Here is a 20,450-nt window from a genome sequence, read left to right on the forward strand (position 1 = left end):
CTGGTTCTAAAGGGTGTTACTTGGTGATCGGGCCGAGTACGGGATCGTCCTTGTAGGCCGTCTTCACGTTGGCGGCGGTCACGATGACCGGCTCCAGCAGGTAGGCCGGAACGGTCTTGACCTTGTTGTTGTAGGACTTGTCGTCGTTGACCTCAGGCTTCTTGCCTGCCTGGAGGTCCTTGACCATGGTGATCGCGTGCTCAACGAGCTTGCGGGTGTCCTTGTTGATGGTGGAGTACTGCTCGCCCGCGAGGATGGACTTGACGGATTCAACCTCGGAGTCCTGGCCGGTGATGACAGGAATCGGCTTGCCGTCTGCCTTGACCGAGGTCAGGACGGCGCGGGCCAGGGTGTCGTTGGGGGAGAGTACTCCGTCCAGGGTTGCGCTGCCATAGCTGCCCGTGAGCAGCGTGTCCGCACGGCGCTGGGCGTTCTCTGCCTTCCAGCCCTGGGTCACTGCCTGCTCAAAGCCGGTCTGGCCGGACAGGACCTTGAGGGTGCCGTCGTCGATCTTCGGCTTCAGGACGCTCATGGCGCCGTCGAAGAACACCTTGGCGTTGGCGTCGTCAGGGGAGCCGGCAAAGAGCTCGATGTTGTACGGGCCTGTCGGCTTCTTGGCCTTCATGCCGTCCAGCAGGGCCTGTCCCTGGAGGACGCCGACCTTGAAGTTGTCGTAAGCGACGTAGTAGTCCACGTTCTCGGTGTTCAGCAGCAGGCGGTCATAGGCGATGATCGTGGCGCCGCTGTCCTTGGCCTGCTTCAGCTGCGTTCCCAGCTGGGAGCCGTCGATGGCGCCCACGATGATGACCTTGGCACCCTTGGTGACCATGGCGCTGATCTGGTTCTGCTGCTCCGACACGCCGCCGTTGGCGAACTGGACGTCAGCCTTGAACCCTGCACCGCTGAGGCCGTCGTTGAAGAGCTTTTCGGCCAGAACCCAGTTTTCACTGGTCTTCTGCGGGAGTGCCACGCCGATGGACGAGTCCTGCGGGAATCCGCCCGCGCCGCCGCTGGCTCCGCCCGAAGGGGACTCCGAGCGGCCGCAGCCCGTCAGCGCCAGTGCTGCGATGGCAGCAACCGCTGCGGCCTTCCCTGCTTTACCAATCATTCGCATTGTTGGTTCTCTCTCTGTGTTGTGTGTAACTCGGTCAGGTCGCGCGAGCTCAGGCTTCCCTGGCGATCGCTTCCTTGGTGGAGGTGGTCTCGTCGGGCTGGAGCGGGTTGCTCGGGCCACTGCCGGAGGGACGGTTGAAGTTCCTGGTCAGCATGCCGATGATCGAGGTCTTGCCCTGGGATTTGTTGTAGACGTCGAAGGCGACGGCGATCAGGAGCACCAGGCCCTTGATGATCTGGGTAAGGTCGGCGCCGACGCCCAGGAGCTGCAGGCCGTTGTTGAGCACTGCCATGACCAGGCCACCGATGATGGACCCAATCACGGTGCCTACGCCGCCGGTAACAGCGGCGCCGCCGATGAAGACTGCCGCGATGGCGTCAAGTTCCCAGCCGACACCATCGAACGGACCTGATGCGGTGGACCGGCCGACGAAGATCATGCTTACCAGGCTTACCAGGATGGACATGTTCATCATGACCAGGAAGTTGACCTTCTTGGACTGGACGCCGGAGAGCTCTGCTGCATGGCGGTTGCCACCCACTGCGTAAACGTGGCGGCCGATGACCGTGCGGGAGGAGATGAAGCCGTAGATCAGGACCAGGACGGCCAGGATGAGGCCCGGGATGGGGAAGGACGTGCCCGGACGGCCCGTGGCGAACAGGTATGTGGCGTAGAGAATGGCGGCGCAGACGAGGACCAGCTTGAGGACGGTGACCCACATTTCTGGAACTTCAGCACCGAGTGCCTTGGCCCTGGCGCGGGACCGGAGTTCGCTGACAACCACGAAGGCAGCGGCGGCAAGGCCGAGCAGCAGGGTCAGGTTGTTGTAACCGATGTTGGGTCCTACTTCGGGCAGGTAGCCGGAGCCCAGGTACTGGAAGTCCGAGGGGACGGGGATGGTGTTGGACTTGCCCACGAACTGGTTGAAGCCGCGGAAGAGGAGCATGCCGGCCAGCGTCACGATGAACGCCGGGATTCCGACGTACGCGGTCCACCAGCCCTGCCAGGCACCGATCAGGGCACCCAGGAGCAGGCCGAGGAGGACCCCGGCATACCAGGGAATACCCCAGTCTCGGATAGCCAGGGCCACGGTGACGCCCACGAAAGCCGCGACCGAGCCGACGGAGAGGTCGATGTGTCCGGCAATGATCACCAGCACCATGCCGATGGCCAGGATGAGGATGTAGGAGTTGCCGTTGAAGAGGTTGATGACGTTGCCGGAGGTAAGCGTCCGGCCTTGGGTGGCAATCTGGAAGAAGATGATCAGCGCCACCAGGGCGAAGATCATGCCGAATTGGCGGGTATTCCCACCAAAAAGCTTCTTGAGGGCGTTCATGGTTTCAGTCCTTGTGTCCGGAAGGTTCTGGAATGGGCCAGAGGGTCAGGCGGCTTTGCGGGCGGAGGTCATCAGCTTCATCAGGCTTTCCTGAGTGGCCTCGTCTTTGTTCAGGACGCCGGTGATGGCGCCTTCGAAGATCGTGTAGATGCGGTCGGACAGGCCCAGGAGTTCGGGGAGCTCCGAGGAGATGACGATGACTCCCTTGCCCTGGTTGGCCAGCTGCTGAATGATGCCGTAGATCTCGTACTTTGCCCCGACGTCGATGCCGCGCGTGGGCTCATCCAGGATCAGCAGGTCGGGATCGGTGAACATCCACTTGGCCAACACAACCTTCTGCTGGTTGCCGCCGGAGAGTTTGGCCACGCCTTCCTCCACGGAGGGCGTCTTGGTGCGCAGGGATTTGCGGTATTCCTCCGCCACCGTGAACTCCTGGTTGGCGTCGACCACAAAGTTGTGGCTGACTTTCCTCAGGTTCGCCGCCACGGTGGTGGTCTTGATGTCGTCGAGCAGGTTCAGGCCCAGGGTCTTGCGGTCCTCGGTGACGTAGCCCAGCCCGGCGTCGATGGCCTGGCGGACATTCTTGAGCGTGACCTCGCGGCCGTCCTTGTAAATGTGGCCGCTTACGAACCTGCCGTAGGACCTTCCGAAGACTGATCGGGCCAATTCCGTGCGTCCTGCCCCCATCAGGCCGGCAAATCCCACGATCTCGCCACGGCGGACGAAAAAGTTGGAACCCTTGCACACGAGGCGGTCCTGGACGGCCGGGTGGCCCACGGTCCAGTCCTTGACCTCGAAAAACACTTCCCCGATTTTGGGGGTGTGGTCCGGGAACCGGGATTCGAGGGTGCGGCCCACCATGCCCTTGATGATCCGGTCCTCGTCGACGCCGTCAGCCTTGACGTCAAGGGTCTCAATGGACTGGCCGTCGCGAATAATGGTGATGGAGTCGGCGATCTGCTCGATCTCGTTGAGCTTGTGGGAAATGATGATTGAGGTAATGCCCTTGGCCTTTAGGCCCAGCATCAGGTCCAGCAGGTGCTGTGAGTCCGATTCGTTCAGGGCCGCGGTGGGCTCGTCCAGGATGAGGATCTTCACGGACTTGTTCAGGGCCTTGGCGATTTCCACCAGCTGCTGCTTGCCGACACCGATTTCCTTGATGGGGGTGTCGGGGTCGTCCCGCAGGCCCACACGCGCCAGGAGGTCCAGGGACCGCAGCCGGGCCTCGGCCCAGTCGATCACGCCGCGCTTGGTGGGTTCGTTGCCCAGGAAGATGTTCTCCATGATGGACAGTTCGGGGATCAGTGCGAGTTCCTGGTGGATGATCACAATGCCCGCGTGCTCGCTGGCGCGGATGTCCCGGAACTGCTGGACCTGTCCCTGGTAAACGATGTCGCCGTCGTAGCTTCCGTACGGGTACACGCCGGACAGGACCTTCATGAGCGTGGACTTGCCTGCGCCGTTTTCGCCGCAGATGGCGTGGATCTCGCCGGCCTTCACCCTAAGGCTCACATTCGACAAGGCTTTAACGCCGGGGAATTCCTTGGTGATGGACCGCATCTCGAGGATGACCGGATCCGTGTGCGTGGTCTGGGACGTCATGAACCCTAACCCTCCAATGCAATGACTTCTTTGTCCGGTAAGCAAAGCGCAGGGCCGTCTGAACCAAAAGTAAACTGGATCACAGCTATTGTCGTCAAGTCTTTAACGCAATTACCGGATAACGAAATGGTCTAGGGCTTCCGGATGCCGGCGTGCTGGAAGACGAGGGCAGCCGCTCCCAAGGCCTCTGCACGGTCGCCGAGCGAGGACATGGTGAGGGTTGTCGTCTCACCGATTACCGGCACTGCATGGCGGATCAATCCTCTGCGGATGGGGTCCAGCAGGATGTCGCCAAGGCCCGCCAGGGGTCCTCCCACCACGATGACCTCGGGGTTGATCAGGTTGGCCACGTTGCCCAGTGCGCGGCCCACGGCCAGTCCGGCATCGTCCACGACGCGAAGGGTGGCGGAGTCCCGGTTCAGGGCTTTGCGGACAATGTCAGCCGGAGTCATCGGAGGGTCTTCGCCGCGGCTGAGGAGCTCGATCATGGTGGTGGTGGAGGCGATGGTTTCCAGGCAGCCGCGGTTGCCGCAACGGCACACCAGGCCCTGCTCATGGATGGTCGCGTGCCCTATTTCGCCGGTGATTCCCACGTTGCCGTAGTAGGGGGCGCCGTTGAGGATCAGGCCGGCGCCGATGCCCGATCCGATTTTCATGAACATCAGGTTGCTGACCCCGGAGTGCTGCCCCCACGTCACCTCGGACCAGGCGCCAAGGTTGGCGTCATTGTCAACAAACACGGGAATTCTCAAGGTTTCCTCAAGGTGCTGGAGGATGTTGATGCCCACCCATTCGGGAAGGATTGCGCCCTGGGCCACCGTCCCGGTCCGGCGGTCGATGGGGCCCGGAATGCCGACGCCGCGCCCACTACCGAGGAGCGCTCCACCCCGCTTTCCCGCAACAGTTTCTCCAGCACCGCCACCGCGGCCTGGATACCGTCATCCGCCTGGTGGCCCAGGGGGAGCATTATCGATTCTTCGGCGATGACGTGGTAGCTGAGCGAGGCGAGGACCACCCGCAGGTGCCGCCGGTCGAAGTCGATGCCCACGGCCACGGCGCCGTTGCTGTTCAGCCGCACGTTCAGTGCCCGCCGCCCGGAACTGGTGATCGGCTCGGTGGATGCCAGGCCCGAATTGAGCATGATCTTGACGATGTTGGAGACCGTGGCGGTGGACAGCCCCGTCTGCCGGGCCAGTTCCGCCTGGGTGGACGGGCCGCCCATCAGGGTCTCGATAATCCGCTGTTGGTTCAGCTGCCGCAGGGCGGACTGCGATCCGGGATTTTTAGGTTTGCTCCTCGTTGAGCGCGTAGTTGCGGACATGCTAAGAAGATTGCCCTACCGCTGCGCTTGTAGTCAAGAAGTTAACGCATGACTCCGGCGGACGCAGTTGGCAACGGTACGCAGGGCTCCGACCGAATCCCCGTGCATTCCGTCCCGGCCTGCGTGCGGGTGGGTCCAAACGACCCGTCATCCACCGTCTGCGGCTGGCTAGGCTGGTAGGCGGAAACAGTCCAGCCCAGCCACGTTCCCGTGGACGGGCATGAAGAAGGTGGTAATGATGCTGCTCTCCGTCCTGCAGGCGAACGCGGTGGTCCTGGATATTGGGGCAAACCTGCGCATCGTGGACGATGCCGCCCGCCGGGCCGCGCAGGCCGGCGCCCACGTGCTGCTCACGCCGGAACTGTTTCCCGTGGGCTACGCCCCGCTGCGGCTGCGCAGCGAACTGGATCCGGCGGCCCTCCCCGCCATCCGCGGACGCCTGGCGGACATTGCGCGCCGGAACAGGATCGCGCTCGTCTACAGCCTGCCCGCCCCGGTGGGCGCCGAACCGAAGTCCGCCGGTGCGGCCGGATGGCACATCTCAGCCACCCTGGTGGACGCCTACGGCGTGGAGATCCTCAACTACGCCAAGGTGCACCTCTTTGGCGGTGAGGAACGCGAGGCATTTGTCGCAGCCGGGGAACCTCCCGCCGTCGTGGATTTCCACGGCATCCGTACCTCACTGCTGATCTGCTACGACATCGAGTTCCCGGAGGCCGCACGGGCGGCTGCTTCCCGGGGCGCCGAGCTGGTCCTGGTGCCCACCGCATTGTCGGCCGGCTTCGAGGCAGTGCCGCAGGTGCTTGTCCGCGCCCGTGCGCTGGAAAGCCAGCTCACTGTGGCGTATGCCAACCACTGCGGAACCGAGGACGCCTACGCCTTTGGTGGCGGAAGCGTGGTGGCGGGGCCCGACGGGACGCTCCTCGCCGAGGCCGCGACGCCCCGGCGCTGCTGTTTGCCGAGGTGGGCGCGGAGGCCGTCCGGGCAGCACGCAATGAGGTCCCGTACCTGCGGGAACGCCGGCCCGGACTGTACCGGGAGTGGGAGGAAGCTCTACTGCGGGAACCGGGCCACCCGGGGGGCAGCGGCGAGTAGCCGCTGCCCGTCAGTCCGCCCTGCCTGCCAGGTTGTCTGCATACTGCAGCGCAATCCACAGCTCTGCCCGCACCTGTGCCTGGTTCAGGTCCATCTCGAGCAGTTCACCCAGGACGCCGATCTGCCGCCGTACGCTGTTCCGGTGCAGGCCCAGCAGCTTGGCGGACGCGTCCCAGCTGCCGTTCTCGCTGAGCCAGCCGCGGAGGACTGCCAGCAGCGGATGGCGCCGGTCCGGCTCCAGCGCCAGGACCGGCCGCAGGAGGCGTTGGGCCAGCAGTGTCCCGGCGTCACGGCCCAACAGTCCGGTGACCGACCAGGACACCTCATCGGCCCGGATGCTCACTCCGCTCCTCTGGACCTGGCTGCGCAGGGAGGTAGCGCGCTGGTAGGCGGCGGGCAAGTCCGTGAGCTCGGTCGGTTCGCCGACCACCAGGCGCCACCCGAGCTTCTCCACATCGGCAAGCAGGGCATCATCCACCCTGAGCCGGGTCACGGCGGCGAACCCGTAGTCAGTGATCTCCACCAGTTTTGTGTCGAGCATCCGGCGCCACTGCAGCAGCTCCCGGACCGGGCCGTCACCGGCCGGCCAATGGGGTGCTTCCACGTTGATGCCCTGCACAACCCGCATGGGCGCGGACCGGGTGGAGGAAAGGCTCTGCGCCATCAGGTCCTTGAGCCCGTTTACATGCTTGGTGCCGCCCGTGGTGAGGCTTTCGGGGTGCAGCAGGACGGCGGTGGCCAGCTGGCTCGGGGCCAGTGACCCGCTGGTCCGTTGCCGCACCAGCAGCTCGAGCAACCCGACCGCGGACTGGACCACGTTGTTCTGCGCAGGGGTCAGCGGAACGTCGGAGCCCAGAACCAGGGCACCAAGATTGGCGTCCTTGGTGCTGCGCAGCGGGTGGCCCACCACCAGCGCCGAGCCCGGCAGGTCAAAGCCGTCCATCTCCACCCGCGGGCCGCGGCCGGACAGCAGCCGTTCCAGCATGGGTTCGAGCAGGGAAAGTTCGACGGCGGTGCTGCCGCCGGCACTGGTGCCGCGTGCCCGGACCCGGCCGTCCGCCCCCACCATGACCGCCCATACGGGCACGCGCTGGACCAGGGCGGCCAGCAGCTCATGCTCCGGTCTGGGTGAGAGGACAGCCCGCATGAGTTGCCGGTTGGTCTCCGCCAGCTGTCGGAAAACCCGGGCATTGTCGGTCTCCAGGAGCTGTGAGAACTGGAGGCCGATCGCCGCGAACGGAAGCGACTCAGGCACCTCGAACAGGGTGAGGTTGTGCCGCCGGCACGCGTCCAGCACCACGTCCGGGACGGCATCGAAGTAGGGCCTGATCCCGAACCCGAGGGCCGCCACCTTGGCCTCCACCAGCCGCTGGACATACCCATCCACCCTGGCCGGCGTGCCGCCGTCGCCCAGGAAGGGAAGCCCGGCGGTGAGCAGGAACTCACCCTCGGGCAGGTAGGGTGTGGGGTCCTCCAGTTCGCTGGGTTCAACCCACCGCAGGAGACGGCCGCCGCTGCCGCCGTCGTGGAGCGTTTTCAACAGCGGCGGCAGCTGGTCAAGGAACTGCTGGAGGGTGACGAAGCTCAGCCGTCCGGACTCCGCGGGTTCAGCGGTCGTGGCTAGCACCGGCGTCGGCCGGCTTCCGGCAGCCGGCGCACCCGGGGGCCGCAGGCGCCGTATTGCAGGATCCGCTGTGTTTGTGCATAAAGTCTCACGGTGGATCACTATAAGTCATTTTGCACCGGGTTGAGAGTTGGCTCACATGCCAATGTTGGTGAGGGGAAACCGACAACTACTCTGAAGGGACGTCAACGGTGACTGTGCCTGTGACCACCGAAAAACCCATTGCGCCAAGCGTCGGACGGCCTGGCCTCCGGGCCCAGTTGCTCCGGCGTAAACCGATAGGCCAAATGGTCAGCGAAGCCGAAGGTGCCGGTGCGGGAACCGGCCTGGTGCGCAGCTTCGGCGTTCTGCACCTGACGATGATCAGCGTGGGTGCCACCCTGGGGACGGGCATCCTGGTGATCCTCGGCGAATCGGTTCCGCTGGCCGGGCTTACCATCTGGATTTCATTCATCATCGCCGGCCTGGCCGCGCTGCTCTCCGCGGTGTCGTACGCCGAGATGGCCGACCTGGTTCCGGCCGCAGGGTCGAGCTACTCCTATTCCTACGCCACCATGGGAGAGGGCATGGCCTGGATCTGCGGATGGTGCCTTGTCCTTGAATACGCCGTTTCCGTGGCCGCCGTGGCCGTGGGCGCGGGCCAGTACGTCAACGAAACGCTTGCCGTGTTCGGGCAGGTGCTGCCCGACGCGATGTCGCAGCCTCCCGGCGACGGCGGCCTGGTGAACGTCCCGGCGGTGGCCATCGTCGTGCTCGCCACCGTCCTGCTGGTCCGCGGGGCTCGGGAAAGCGCCTGGATCAACACGGCCATCGTCGTCGTCAAAGTAGGCATCCTGCTGTTCTTCTGCGCCGTGGCTTTTACCGCCTTCAACGCAGGAAACTTCGAGCCGCTCATGCCCATGGGGGCCGCAGGCGTATCCGCCGCCGCTTCCAGGGTGTTCTTCTCCTATATTGGGTTTGATGCCGCCTCCACGGCCGGCGAGGAAGCCAGGAACCCCAAGCGCGACCTGCCCCGCGCCATCCTGCTGTCCATGGTGATCGTCACCAGCATCTACGTCCTGGTGGCCGTTGCCGCCATCGGCGCCCGCCCGTGGGGCTGGTTCGACGGAACCGAAGCCGCCCTGGTCCAGATCCTTGAGGAGACCACGCACCAGCCGTGGATTGCGCTGGTCTTCTCGGTGGGCGCCGTCCTGGCCATTGCCAGCATCGTGCTCACCGTCCTGTACGGGCAGACCCGCATCCTCATGTCGATGTCCCGGGATGGACTGGTTCCCCCGGTCTTCAGCCGCGTCTCACCCCGCACCGGCACCCCGGCCGCCGGTACCCTGATCGTGGGCACCGCCGTCGCCCTCACCGCAGGGCTGGTGCCGCTCGGCGCCCTGGCCGACGCCACCAGCATCGGAACCCTGTTCGCGTTCGCGCTGGTCAACGTGGCCGTTATCTACCTGCGCCGCAACCGCCCGGACTTGAAGCGCAGCTTCCGGGTGCCGCTGTACCCTGCCACCCCCGTGCTGGGCACGCTGATGTGCGCCTACCTGATGGCCAACCTCGGCGCCGATACCTGGGTTGTGTTTGGTGCCTGGATGCTCGTCGGTATCGCCATCTACTTCGGCTATGGACGCCGGAACTCCAAGGTAGCGGCCCTGAGCGAGCTCGACTACCGTGAACTGACCGCCAAGGCCCCCAGCCAGGAACCTGTGAAAGCAGAACAATCATGACCATCGCCACCGAACTGCCCGCCTTCGACCCCTCGAGCACGTCCACGCCGCCGGCGGATGCGGCAGGGCGGGACGCGGGGGGACAGGCAGCGCCCATCACTATGTTGAACCCCGATTTCCCGTTCAGCTACGACCACTACCTCGACCACCCGGACGGACTGGGCGCAGTCCCGCCGGAGCTGTACGGCACGGAAGTGGCCGTGATCGGCGCCGGGCTTTCCGGGCTGGTCACCGCCTATGAACTGATGAAACTCGGGCTGCGGCCTGTGGTCTATGAAGCGGACCAGATCGGCGGGCGGCTCCGCACGGCCAACTTCCCGGCAGCGCCCGGCGTGGTGGCTGACCTCGGGGGGATGCGGTTCCCAGTCTCGGGCAAGGCTTTCTACCACTACGTGGACCTGCTGGGCCTGGAGACCCAGGACTTCCCCAACCCCCTTGCCGAGGCCACTTCCAGCACGGTGATCGAACTGGCAGGCAAGAAGTACTACGCGGAAAAGCCAAGCGACCTTCCGCCGTTCTTCCGCGAAGTGGCCGACGCCTGGAAAGCCGCAGTCAACGACGGCGCCAGGTTCGCGGAGATGCAGGATGCCATCAAGGCCCGGAACATGGCCAGGATCAAGGAACTCTGGAACGAACTGCTCCCGCTCATGGACGAGCAGACCTTCTACGGGTTCATCGCCGCGAGCGAGTCCTTTAAGAAGGCAGGGTTCGCACACCGGGAGGCGTTTGGCCAGGTGGGGTTTGGCACCGGCGGCTGGGATACCGATTTCCCCAACTCCATCCTGGAAATCCTGCGCGTGGTCTACACGGATGCCGACGACCAGCACCGGCTCATCCGCGGGGGAGCGCAGAGGCTGCCCGAGGCACTGTGGCAGCACGCGCCGTCGGACATGGTGCACTGGCCCGCCGGCACCTCCCTGGCCTCGCTGCACTCCGGCTCGCCCCGCGGCGCGGTCGGAAAGATCAGCCGGGACCCGGACGGAAACCTGCGGGTGCGTGAACGGTGGGGCCGCGAGGCCAGCTACCCGGCCGTGGTGACCACCTGCCAGTCATGGCTGCTGTCCACCCGCATCCACACCGAGGAAGCCTTGTTCCCCGCCGAACTGTGGACCGCGATGGAGAAATCGCACTACATGCAGTCCTCCAAGACCTTCGTCATGGTGGACCGGCCCTTCTGGAAGGACATCGATCCCGCAACGGGCCATGAGGCCCTGTCGATGACCCTGACCGACAGGCTCAACCGGGCCACCTACCTGCTGGACAACGGTCCGGACCAGCCCGCCGTCATCCTGCTCTCCTACACCTGGAATGACGACGCCCTTAAGTGGCTGGCCCTGGACGCCGACGAGCGGGTGGAGCTGATGCTGCACTCGCTGGAGCAGATCTACCCCACCGTTGACATCGCCAGCCACATCGTGGGCCAGCCCATCACCGTGTCCTGGGAGGCGGACCCCAACTTCATGGGCGCCTTCAAGGCGAACCTGCCCGGGCATTACCGCTACCAGCAGCGGCTGTTCACGCACTTCAAGCAGGACAGGCTGCCGGAATCCCAGCGCGGCATTTTCCTGGCGGGCGACGACGTCTCCTTCACCGCCGGCTGGGCCGAGGGCGCCGTGACCACCGGGCTGAACGCGGTGTGGGGCGTGGTGAAACACCTGGGAGGGTCATCGGCACCGGGCAACCCTGGTCCGGGCGACCTGCTGGACCAGTTCGGGCCAATCAGCCTCGACTAGCCAGCGTGGAGCTCGCGGTGTTTCGCCGCGAGCTCCACGTAGCGCGCCGCGTTGGCGCGGACGCCGTCGAACTCTTCATCCGTGAGTTCGCGGCGCACCTTGGCGGGCACGCCCGCCACCAGCGAGCGGGGCGGAACCACTGTTCCTTCCAGCACCACGGCGCTACCGCAACCAGCGAGCGCCGATCACGGCACCGTTGAGGATGGTGGCGCCCATGCCGATCAGGCAGTCGTCCTCCACCGTGCAGCCATGCACGACGGCGGCATGCCCCACGCTGACCCGCTGGCCCACCGTGCAGGGGAAGCCGGGGTCGGCGTGCAGCACCACATTGTCCTGCAGGTTGCTTCCGGCGCCCACGGTGATGGCCGCTGTGTCGGCGCGGACGGAGACGCCGTAGAAGGCGCTGGCGTCCGGGCCCAGGGTGGCATTGCCGATGATCGAGGCCGACGGGGCCACGAACGCTGAATCATGGACAGCCGGGGAATTGCCGGCGAAAGGGTAGAGAGGAGCCATGGCTTCACCCTAAGCCACCCCTCCACCCAACCGCTGCGACCTAGTTGAAGACCACCGTACGGTTGCCGTCCAGCAGCACCCGGTGCTCGGCATGCCACTGCACGGCCTGCACCAGCGTGCGGCCCTCCACGTCCCGGCCCATCTGCACGAACTGCTCGGGCGTGCGCGCATGGTCCACGCGGATGACTTCCTGCTCGATGATCGGCCCCTCGTCCAGGGCCGCGGTCACATAGTGTGCCGTGGCTCCGATCAGCTTCACGCCGCGGGCATGCGCCTGGTGGTACGGCTTGGCACCCTTGAAGGACGGCAGGAACGAATGGTGGATGTTGATGGCCTTGCCGGTCAGGTCGGTGCAGAGCTCGTCGGAGAGGATCTGCATGTAGCGGGCCAGGACGGTCAGCTGGATGTCGTGCTCGGCGATGAGGGCGCGGAGCTTGTCCTCGGCCTGGACCTTGGTGTCCCTGGTCACGGGGATGTAGTGGAACGGGATGCCGTAGAACTCGGCGAGCCCTGCCAGGTCCTGGTGGTTGGAGACAATGGCGGGGATTTCAATGGGAAGAGTGCCGGAACGCTGCTGGAAGAGCAGGTCGTTGAGGCAGTGGGCCGAGGTGCTGGCCATCACCAGGGTGCGCACCTTGTCGCCGACGGTGTCGAGGTTCCACTGCATGGAGAACGCTTCCGCCACCGGCTCCAGCGCCGCCCGCAGCTCGGACTTGGGTGCCGCAGTGGTCACTTCCACGCGCATGAAGAAGTTGCCGGTGGAAGGGCTGCCGTACTGCTGCGAGTCCATGATGTTGCACCCTGCCACCAGCAGGGCTCCGGCCACGGCGTGCACGATTCCGGGGCGGTCCGGGCAGGACAGGGTGACGACGTACGCTTGGTTCAGCTGCTCTTGATTCACGCGTAATAGCCTACCCGCGCCGCGGGTGCCGGTTTTGGTAGGCTGGAAGGGTCGCAACTGGCGTTGGGTGGCTAACCACCAGGGAGCGGCAATCACGAAGACCACGGATCGTACGCCTGGGCCGAGGGTCATGTCTTGCCGGAATTGGGGTTGCCCCTGCGTCAGCACAGCAGCACCATGTTCGGGCTTTCACGCCCTGTCATCAACGCGGTGCGAAAGCGCGCCAGCCGGTAGCCTGACCTAAGCAGTGCCCGTATCCCTAGCCAGGAGTTCTTCGTGACTACTACAGCCACCTCAACCACAGCCGTCAGCAACCAGCCGCTGGCTGAGCTTGACCCCGAAATCGCCGCAGTCCTTGACCAGGAGCTGGGCCGCCAGCGCGGCACCCTGGAAATGATTGCTTCCGAGAACTTCGCGCCCCGCGCCGTGATGGAGGCCCAGGGCTCGGTCCTGACCAACAAGTACGCCGAGGGCTACCCGGGCCGCCGCTACTACGGTGGCTGCGAATACGTCGACGTTGCAGAGCAGCTGGCCATCGACCGGGTTAAGGCCCTGTTCGGCGCCGAGTTCGCCAACGTCCAGCCGCACTCCGGTGCGCAGGCCAACGCCGCCGCGCTCTCCGCCATGATCACTCCCGGCGACAAGATCCTGGGCCTGTCCCTGGCCCACGGCGGCCACCTGACCCACGGCATGAAGCTGAACTTCTCCGGCAAGCTGTACAATGTGGCTGCCTACCAGGTGGAGGAAGACAACTTCCGGATCGACATGGACAAGCTCCGCGAGCAGGCCATCGCCGAAAAGCCCCAGGTGATCATTGCCGGCTGGTCCGCCTACCCGCGCCACCTTGACTTCGCCGCCTTCCGCTCCATCGCCGATGAAGTGGGTGCGCTCCTCTGGACCGACATGGCCCACTTCGCCGGCCTGGTGGCAGCCGGGCTGCACCCCAGCCCGGTGCCGCACTCCGACGTCGTCACCTCCACCGTGCACAAGACCCTGGCCGGTCCCCGCTCGGGCGTGATCCTTGCGAAGGAACAGTGGGCCAAGAAGCTGAACTCCAGCGTCTTCCCCGGCCAGCAGGGCGGCCCGCTGATGCACGTCATCGCTGCCAAGGCCGTGGCCTTTAAGATCGCCGGCACCCAGGAATTCAAGGAGCGCCAGGAGCGCGTCCTGGAAGGCGCCAGGATCATCGCCGACCGCCTGAACCAGGCCGACGTCGCCGAAGCCGGCGTCTCCGTCCTCACCGGCGGCACGGACGTGCACCTGGTGCTGGTTGACCTGCGCAACTCGCAGCTGGACGGCCAGCAGGCCGAGGACCTCCTGCACTCCGTCGGCATCACCGTCAACCGCAACGCCGTGCCGTTCGATCCGCGCCCGCCGATGGTCACCTCCGGCCTGCGCATCGGCACCCCGGCCCTGGCCACCCGCGGCTTCGGTGCCAACGAGTTCACCGAGGTTGCCGAGATCATCGCCACCGCCCTCAAGGCAGGCAGCAGCGCCGACGTCGAGGCACTCCAGGCCCGCGTGGACAAGCTGGCGGCCGACTTCCCGCTCTACCCGCAGCACGAGCAGTGGTAAGCAATGACTGAAACCACAACCGCACAGATCCTTGACGGCAAGGCCACCGCCGCTGCCATCAAGGCCGAGCTGACCGAACGCGTGGCCGCACTCAAGGCCAAGGGCGTCACTCCGGGCATCGCCACTGTGCTGGTAGGCGCTGACCCTGCCTCGCAGCTGTATGTCTCCATGAAGCACAAGCAGTCGGTGCAGATCGGCATGAACTCCATCCAGCGCGAGCTCCCGGCGGACGCCACCCAGGAACAGGTGGAGGCCCTCATTGATGAACTCAATGCAGACCCCTCCTGCCACGGGTACATCGTGCAGTTGCCGCTGCCCAAGCATCTGGACACAGACGCCATCCTGGAGCGGATCGACCCGGCCAAGGACGCGGACGGGCTGCACCCCACCAACCTTGGTAAGCTGGTGCTCAACGTCAACAACAAGATCACCACGCCGCTGCCGTGCACCCCGCGGGGTGTCATCGAGCTGCTGGAGCGCAACGGGTACAGCCTGGCCGGCAAGCACGTTGTAGTGGTGGGCCGCGGCGTCACGATCGGCCGCTCGATCGGCCTGCTGCTCACCCGGCGGGACGTCAACGCCACCGTGACCCTGACCCACACCGGCACCACCAACCTGTCGGAGCTGCTGAAGCAGGCGGACGTCATCGTGGGCGCGGCGGGCGTGAAGCACATCGTCAAGGCCGCGGACGTAAAGCCGGGCGCTGCACTGCTGGACGTCGGCGTCACCCGCGAGACCGATCCGGAGACCGGCAAGAGCCGGGTCTACGGGGACATCGATCCTGCCGCTGCCGAGGTGGCGGGCTGGATCTCACCGAACCCCGGTGGAGTGGGCCCCATGACCGTGGCGCTGCTGATGACCAACGTTGTGGAGGCTGCGGAACGCGCAGCAGGCGTCGGGGAGTAGTCCCGGCCCAAAGCGCTCGACGGCGGCCCGGTACCTTTCGCAGGGAAGGTGCCGGGCCGCCGTCGGCCGTTTAACCGCAGCGCAGGCTAAGCCAGGCGCGGCCGTGCACCTACTCCCGGGGGAGTACGGGCGCTACGCCGCCCATCTGATTACTTTCGCAGCCCGCGGGAATAGGCTCGGACCATGCAGCGCCGTTTCAGGGGACCACCCACCGCCGTCATCGTGATGGTGGTCGCCGTGATCCAGGTGGTGGGGTCGGCGTTCGCGTCGGTGCGGCAGCCCGGACACGCGCCGCTGGACCCCCTGGCGCTGGCATTGCTGCTGCTGGGGCCCGGCGCGCTGGCTTTCCGCCGGCGCGCGCCGCTGGTGATGCTGCCCGTTGCCGCCGGGGCCACCGCAGCCTACCTTGCCCTGGGCTACGCGTGGGGCCCGGTGGTCCTGTCCTTTGCGCTGGCACTGATCCTGACGGCGGCGGCCGGAAAGCGCGCTGTGGCATGGTCCGGGGCCGTGGCGGGAATCCTGGCCTTGTTTCTTGCCGCCGCGCGCAGCGGCGATGAAGCGGCGTTCGTCCGCGCCTTCGCCGGGTCCTCATGGCTGGCCATCCTGGTCCTGATCGGGGAAGGGGTGCGGTTCCGCGGCGAACGGGTGGCCGAACGGCGCCGCCAGGAGGCCGCGGCGGAGCAGGCTGCCCGCGACGAATACCGGCTTGCCCTGGCGCGGGACATCCACGACGTGGTGGCCCATTCGCTCTCCCTGATCAATGTGCGGGCCTCGGTGGCGCTGCACCTGGGCGAGAAGGATCCGGCGCAGTTCCGCCCTGCCCTGGAGACCATCAAGGCAGCGAGCAGGGAATCATTGGCTGAAGTCCGCCAGCTGCTGGGCGTCCTCCGGGAAGATGCGCCGTTGAGCCCCACCAGCCGGCCCAGCCTGGGCCGGGTCCCGGAAGTCGTTGACAACGCGCGGCGGGCCGGGCTCGATGTCCGGTTCCAGGCCGGCCCGGATCTGGACCACGTTCCGGCTGCAGCCCAGGAAGCGGCGTACCGGATTGTGCAGGAGGCCCTGACCAATGTGGTCCGGCATTCCGGGGCGCGGACAGCCCGGATCACCATCCACGCGGCGAAAGGGGAGCTGCTGGTGACCGTTGACGACGACGGCGCCGGGGCCGGCACGGCACCCGAAGGCAACGGCATCACCGGCATGCGGGAGCGGGTGGCAGCTTTGGGCGGCAGGCTTGAGCTGGGGCCGGCGCAGTCCGGTACGGGCTGGCGGGTCCGCGCGGTCCTCCCTCTGGCCGCCCGTGCAGGGCAGGAACCAGGATGATCAGCATCCTGCTGGCCGATGACCAGAACCTGATCCGCGCGGGCTTCCGGGCGCTGCTGGACGCCGAAGCCGACATGACGGTCGTGGCCGAATGCGGGACCGGGCGCGACGCGGTGCGGCTGGCCCGCCAGTGGCATCCCGACGTGGTCCTGATGGATATCCGCATGCCGGACGTTGACGGCCTGGAGGCAACACGGCAGATCCTCTCCGACGCGGCGCTGCCAGGTACCCGGGTGGTCATACTCACCACCTTCGAGCTGGACGACTACATCGCCGAGGCGGTGCGGGCAGGGGCTGCCGGGTTCCTGGTCAAGGACACTGAACCGGCCGAGCTGCTGCGTGCAGTCCGCATTGTGCACGACGGCGATGCGCTGCTCTCGCCCTCGGTGACGCGGCGGATCATGGCCCAGCTGGCGCGGCACTCCCGCGCCGCCGAACCGCCGGTGGCACTGGACCGCATCACCGACCGGGAGCGGGAAGTCCTCCAGCTTGTGGGGGAGGGTTTGAACAATGCGGAAATCGCCGGTCGCCTGTTCATCACTCCGCTCACGGCCAAGACGCATGTGTCGCGGATCATGGTGAAGCTGATGGTCAGGGACAGGGCGCAGCTGGTGGTGCTGGCCTACGAATCCGGCCTGGTCCGGCCCGGCTGGGCAGGCTGAGTCCGTACGGGAAGCAGCAGCGGGACTCCCCGGGGAGTACGCGGCCCGGTGCAGGTGACTCCCGCCGCCGGACGCCCCGGCCGGGGTGCGGCAACGAGACTCGATACAAGGCCGGATCCCCGGCCGGTTAAGAGAGTCTGGAGAACAAAAAATGTTGGCTTCACTGACCACCGCACTGTCCACCACCGCACTGTCCACTGCGGCCCTGTCCGCGGCTGCGCAGGTGCTTACCGATACGGTCGTCTATGGACCCTGGCACGGTGCCTTTTCCCCCTGGTTCCTGTTGTTCCCGCTCTTCTGGATCCTGGTCATCGCGCTGTTCATCTTCGTGGCCCGCAGGACCTGGCGCCGCAACCAGCACTGGGCAGCCGCCCAGGGGGCCGAAGGAGTGCTGCGTGAGCGCTATGCCCGGGGCGAGGTTGACGAGACCGAGTACCGGCAACGGATGGAGGTCCTGCGCAGCGGGGACCGGCGGCAGAAGTGACCCGGCCCGCCCGGAGCTGTTCGCCGGCGGTGGAAGGCGGCCGAAGCACAGGCCGGCGTTTGAGACAATAGCTCCATGCGAACTTTGGGCAGCTCCTCGTCATCCGCCAAACCCGCCAGGGCCGGTTTTTCGATGTTCCGGATCAGCGGGCCCGGCCTGATGGTCCTGGTGACGGCGTTCATTGTGGCCGTCATCTTCGCCGCCAACCAGAACGACGTCGTGGGCTGGGTTGTTGCCGTCATCGCCGCGTTCTGGCTGGCACTGGCCGCCTTCGTGGTCTTCAGCATCCAACGGGCCGCCAAAAAAGCCGGTGCCAAGCTGTCCGAGGCACAAAGCGCCTTCCACACCGCAACCGGCCGCGCCCCGGTGCAGGCATCGGCCGATCATGGGGGCACCCGGGTGGTGTACGAACGCACCGAGGCCGACGAAGTGCGCGACCTGAAACTGGACCACTCCTTCAAAATCGTCCAGGTACAGATCCGCGTAGTGGAAGAGGAACGGGCCAAAGGCGCCGCCGCCAACCAGGACACCATCAACCGCGCGCTCGAGACCATCGAGATCACGGCCACCAATGCCCGGGACATGATCAAGTCCTCCGGCGGCAGCGGAGAGCCGGTGACCGGAACCATCATCGACTAGAGTGGAGCGGGTGAGCTCGGCATTGAACAAGGACCACCTTCGCATCGCATCAGTCAACGTCAACGGCCTCCGGGCTGCCTACAAAAACGGCATGGCGGCGTGGCTGGAGCCGCGCGAAGTGGACATCCTCTGCCTGCAGGAAGTGCGCGCCCCTGACGCCGTCGTCCGGGAGCTGCTCGGGGAAGGCTGGCATATCCTGCACGCCGAGGCGGAAGCAAAAGGCCGTGCCGGCGTCGCCATCGCCTCCCGCCAGGAGCCGCTCGAAACCAGGAACGGCATTGGGGATGACTACTTCGCCACGGCCGGGCGCTGGGTGGAGGCTGATTTCCGCATACCTGACGCTGCGGGGAACCCCGTCCAGCTCACCGTTGCCAGCGCCTACGTGCACTCCGGCGAGGTAGGGACTCCCAAGCAGGACGACAAGTACCGCTTCCTTGACGTCATGAGCACGCGGCTTCCGGAGCTGACCAAGCACAGCGACCACGCGCTGGTGGTGGGGGACCTGAACGTCGCCCACACGCCCCGGGACATCAGGAACTCCAAGGGCAACCTCAAGAAGGCTTACCACCTGCCGGAGGAACGCGCCTACTTCGACCGTTTCTTTGGTGAGGAAATCGGCTGGCATGACGTCCACCGGAACCTTGCCGGCGACGTCGACGGGCCGTACACGTGGTGGTCCTGGCGCGGCAAGGCGTTCGACAACGACACCGGGTGGCGCATCGACTACCACATGGCCACCCCCGGACTGGCAGCGTCCGCCATTTCGGCCGTTGTTGACCGTGCAGCCTCGTGGGATACCCGCTTCTCCGATCACGCCCCGCTGGTAGTGGACTACCAGCTCTAAGCCCGAAAGTTTTTCCATGACCACCCAGACTTCCTCCACTGCCAAGAAGCGCATCCTTTCCGGCGCCAAGCCCACTGCGGATTCCCTGCACCTGGGCAATTACATCGGCGCCGTGCGCAATTGGGTGGACATGCAGGCGGAATACGACGCCGTCTTCTTCATCCCGGACCTGCATGCCATCACGGTGGATTTCGATCCCGCCGAACTGGCCAAGCGCACCCGCATTGTGGCGGCGCAGTACATCGCCGCCGGCATCGACCCGGACAAGAGCATCTTCTTTGTCCAGTCCCATGTCCCGGAGCACGCACAGCTTGCCTGGGCGCTGAACTGCATCACCGGTTTCGGTGAGGCGTCCCGGATGACGCAGTTCAAGGACAAGACCCAGAAGTCGGGCGCTGACGCCGCAACGCTGGGCCTTTTCGCCTACCCCACGCTGATGGCTGCGGATATCCTCCTTTACCAGAGCGATCTGGTGCCGGTGGGCGAGGACCAGCGGCAGCACCTGGAACTGACCCGGAACCTCGCGCAGCGTTTCAACACCCGGTTTGGTCACACGTTCACGGTTCCCGAGGCGACAATCGTCAAGGAAAGCGCCAAGATCTACGACCTCCAGAACCCCAGCGCCAAGATGTCCAAGACGGGGGAGTCCCCCAACGGTGCCATCCAGTTGCTGGAGGATCCCAAGATCGCCGCCAAACGCATTAAGTCGGCAGTGACGGACGCAGGCACGGACATCCGCTTCGACGCCGAGGAGAAGCCCGGGGTCTCCAACCTGCTGACCATCTACTCTTCCCTGACCGGGAAGTCGGTGGCGGAGCTCGAAGCCGAGTACCAGGGGAAGATGTACGGCCACCTCAAGGTGGACCTTGCGGAGGTGGTGGTGGACTTCATCACTCCGCTCCGCAACCGGACCAACGAGTTGATGGCTGATCCCGCCGAGCTTGACCGGCTGCTGGCCCTCGGTGCGGAACGGGCCCGGGAAATTGCCTCTGTCACGTTGGGCCAGGTGTACCAGCGCATGGGTTTCCTGCCGTCCCTCAGCCTCGCAGGAGTCCGCTAGCGC

At 65.9% G+C, this 20,450-nt stretch carries 15 protein-coding genes and 3 pseudogenes; 11 read left to right on the forward strand and 7 right to left on the reverse strand.

The window, feature by feature from the left end; all coding sequences use genetic code 11:
* Nucleotides 1-16: 16 nt before the first annotated feature.
* From NMQ03_RS05955 to NMQ03_RS05970, 4 genes and pseudogenes are all read right to left on the reverse strand, one after another.
* Nucleotides 17-1,114, reverse strand: coding sequence for a sugar-binding protein (locus tag NMQ03_RS05955; RefSeq protein ID WP_255174825.1), 1,098 nt, complete (start codon nucleotides 1,112-1,114; stop codon nucleotides 17-19).
* Between the two features lie 49 nt (nucleotides 1,115-1,163).
* Nucleotides 1,164-2,450, reverse strand: coding sequence for a multiple monosaccharide ABC transporter permease (gene mmsB, locus NMQ03_RS05960; RefSeq protein WP_255174826.1), 1,287 nt, complete (start codon nucleotides 2,448-2,450; stop codon nucleotides 1,164-1,166).
* Between the two features lie 45 nt (nucleotides 2,451-2,495).
* Entirely contained in the window at nucleotides 2,496-4,052 is a 1,557-nt protein-coding gene (gene mmsA / locus NMQ03_RS05965) for a multiple monosaccharide ABC transporter ATP-binding protein (protein WP_255174827.1), read from the reverse strand.
* 131 nt (nucleotides 4,053-4,183) lie between these two features.
* A pseudogene (locus NMQ03_RS05970) lies at nucleotides 4,184-5,373 on the reverse strand (ROK family transcriptional regulator).
* A 235-nt stretch (nucleotides 5,374-5,608) separates the two neighbouring features.
* Here NMQ03_RS05970 and NMQ03_RS05975 point away from each other — a divergent pair.
* Nucleotides 5,609-6,468 (forward strand): annotated as a pseudogene (locus NMQ03_RS05975) (nitrilase-related carbon-nitrogen hydrolase).
* A 10-nt stretch (nucleotides 6,469-6,478) separates the two neighbouring features.
* On the opposite strand, the gene NMQ03_RS05980 reads toward NMQ03_RS05975, so the two are convergent.
* On the reverse strand, nucleotides 6,479-8,095 hold the full coding sequence (locus tag NMQ03_RS05980) for a PucR family transcriptional regulator (protein ID WP_255174828.1): 1,617 nt from the start codon (nucleotides 8,093-8,095) through the stop codon (nucleotides 6,479-6,481).
* 284 nt (nucleotides 8,096-8,379) lie between these two features.
* Between NMQ03_RS05980 and NMQ03_RS05985 the strand changes: the two genes are divergently transcribed.
* Both NMQ03_RS05985 and NMQ03_RS05990 read left to right on the forward strand, forming a co-directional pair.
* Nucleotides 8,380-9,810: an amino acid permease gene (locus NMQ03_RS05985; protein WP_255174829.1), complete on the forward strand. Its 1,431-nt coding sequence runs from the start codon at nucleotides 8,380-8,382 to the stop codon at nucleotides 9,808-9,810.
* Nucleotides 9,807-11,543 (forward strand): NAD(P)/FAD-dependent oxidoreductase, encoded by a 1,737-nt coding sequence (locus tag NMQ03_RS05990; protein ID WP_255174830.1) that lies wholly within the window; start codon nucleotides 9,807-9,809, stop codon nucleotides 11,541-11,543. The genes NMQ03_RS05985 and NMQ03_RS05990 overlap by 4 nt, the downstream gene beginning before the upstream one ends.
* Here NMQ03_RS05990 and NMQ03_RS05995 read toward each other — a convergent pair.
* A pseudogene (locus tag NMQ03_RS05995) lies at nucleotides 11,540-12,056 on the reverse strand (gamma carbonic anhydrase family protein). The gene NMQ03_RS05990 and the pseudogene NMQ03_RS05995 sit on opposite strands and share 4 nt — an antisense overlap.
* A gap of 40 nt (nucleotides 12,057-12,096) precedes the next feature.
* A complete protein-coding gene (gene purU / locus NMQ03_RS06000; RefSeq protein ID WP_159632582.1) occupies nucleotides 12,097-12,957 on the reverse strand; it encodes a formyltetrahydrofolate deformylase in 861 nt (286 codons plus the stop codon).
* Between the two features lie 276 nt (nucleotides 12,958-13,233).
* Here purU and glyA point away from each other — a divergent pair, with 276 nt between their 5' ends.
* From glyA to trpS, 8 genes are all read left to right on the forward strand, one after another.
* Nucleotides 13,234-14,532, forward strand: coding sequence for a serine hydroxymethyltransferase (gene glyA, locus NMQ03_RS06005; protein WP_159632581.1), 1,299 nt, complete (start codon nucleotides 13,234-13,236; stop codon nucleotides 14,530-14,532).
* 3 nt (nucleotides 14,533-14,535) lie between these two features.
* Nucleotides 14,536-15,438, forward strand: coding sequence for a bifunctional methylenetetrahydrofolate dehydrogenase/methenyltetrahydrofolate cyclohydrolase (locus NMQ03_RS06010; RefSeq protein WP_255174831.1), 903 nt, complete (start codon nucleotides 14,536-14,538; stop codon nucleotides 15,436-15,438).
* 183 nt (nucleotides 15,439-15,621) lie between these two features.
* Nucleotides 15,622-16,758, forward strand: coding sequence for a sensor histidine kinase (locus tag NMQ03_RS06015; RefSeq protein ID WP_255174832.1), 1,137 nt, complete (start codon nucleotides 15,622-15,624; stop codon nucleotides 16,756-16,758).
* On the forward strand, nucleotides 16,755-17,420 hold the full coding sequence (locus NMQ03_RS06020; RefSeq protein ID WP_255174833.1) for a response regulator transcription factor: 666 nt from the start codon (nucleotides 16,755-16,757) through the stop codon (nucleotides 17,418-17,420). The genes NMQ03_RS06015 and NMQ03_RS06020 overlap by 4 nt, the downstream gene beginning before the upstream one ends.
* 151 nt (nucleotides 17,421-17,571) lie before the next feature.
* Nucleotides 17,572-17,904 (forward strand): SHOCT domain-containing protein, encoded by a 333-nt coding sequence (locus NMQ03_RS06025; protein ID WP_255174834.1) that lies wholly within the window; start codon nucleotides 17,572-17,574, stop codon nucleotides 17,902-17,904.
* A gap of 75 nt (nucleotides 17,905-17,979) precedes the next feature.
* Nucleotides 17,980-18,543 (forward strand): hypothetical protein, encoded by a 564-nt coding sequence (locus NMQ03_RS06030; RefSeq protein WP_255174835.1) that lies wholly within the window; start codon nucleotides 17,980-17,982, stop codon nucleotides 18,541-18,543.
* Between the two features lie 10 nt (nucleotides 18,544-18,553).
* Entirely contained in the window at nucleotides 18,554-19,387 is an 834-nt protein-coding gene (locus tag NMQ03_RS06035) for an exodeoxyribonuclease III (RefSeq protein ID WP_255174836.1), read from the forward strand.
* 16 nt (nucleotides 19,388-19,403) lie between these two features.
* The gene (trpS, locus tag NMQ03_RS06040) at nucleotides 19,404-20,447 is read left to right on the forward strand and encodes a tryptophan--tRNA ligase (protein WP_255174837.1); all 1,044 of its coding nucleotides are present in this window, start codon (nucleotides 19,404-19,406) and stop codon (nucleotides 20,445-20,447) included.
* The last annotated feature ends 3 nt before the right edge of the window (nucleotides 20,448-20,450 follow it).

It is taken from the genome of Arthrobacter sp. DNA4, assembly GCF_024362385.1.
Lineage (GTDB): Bacteria > Actinomycetota > Actinomycetes > Actinomycetales > Micrococcaceae > Arthrobacter.

What these genes read in the sequence shown, in the direction of transcription:
- NMQ03_RS06025 (WP_255174834.1), top strand. Translation starts at nt 17,572, where the DNA reads ATGTTGGCTTCACTGACCACCGCACTGTCCACCACCGCACTGTCCACT.
- mmsB (WP_255174826.1), bottom strand. Translation starts at nt 2,450, where the DNA reads ATGAACGCCCTCAAGAAGCTTTTTGGTGGGAATACCCGCCAATTCGGC.
- NMQ03_RS05985 (WP_255174829.1), top strand. Translation starts at nt 8,380, where the DNA reads ATGGTCAGCGAAGCCGAAGGTGCCGGTGCGGGAACCGGCCTGGTGCGC.
- mmsA (WP_255174827.1), bottom strand. Translation starts at nt 4,052, where the DNA reads ATGACGTCCCAGACCACGCACACGGATCCGGTCATCCTCGAGATGCGG.
- NMQ03_RS06010 (WP_255174831.1), top strand. Translation starts at nt 14,536, where the DNA reads ATGACTGAAACCACAACCGCACAGATCCTTGACGGCAAGGCCACCGCC.
- trpS (WP_255174837.1), top strand. Translation starts at nt 19,404, where the DNA reads ATGACCACCCAGACTTCCTCCACTGCCAAGAAGCGCATCCTTTCCGGC.
- NMQ03_RS05955 (WP_255174825.1), bottom strand. Translation starts at nt 1,114, where the DNA reads ATGCGAATGATTGGTAAAGCAGGGAAGGCCGCAGCGGTTGCTGCCATC.
- NMQ03_RS06020 (WP_255174833.1), top strand. Translation starts at nt 16,755, where the DNA reads ATGATCAGCATCCTGCTGGCCGATGACCAGAACCTGATCCGCGCGGGC.
- NMQ03_RS06015 (WP_255174832.1), top strand. Translation starts at nt 15,622, where the DNA reads ATGCAGCGCCGTTTCAGGGGACCACCCACCGCCGTCATCGTGATGGTG.
- NMQ03_RS05990 (WP_255174830.1), top strand. Translation starts at nt 9,807, where the DNA reads ATGACCATCGCCACCGAACTGCCCGCCTTCGACCCCTCGAGCACGTCC.
- NMQ03_RS06030 (WP_255174835.1), top strand. Translation starts at nt 17,980, where the DNA reads ATGCGAACTTTGGGCAGCTCCTCGTCATCCGCCAAACCCGCCAGGGCC.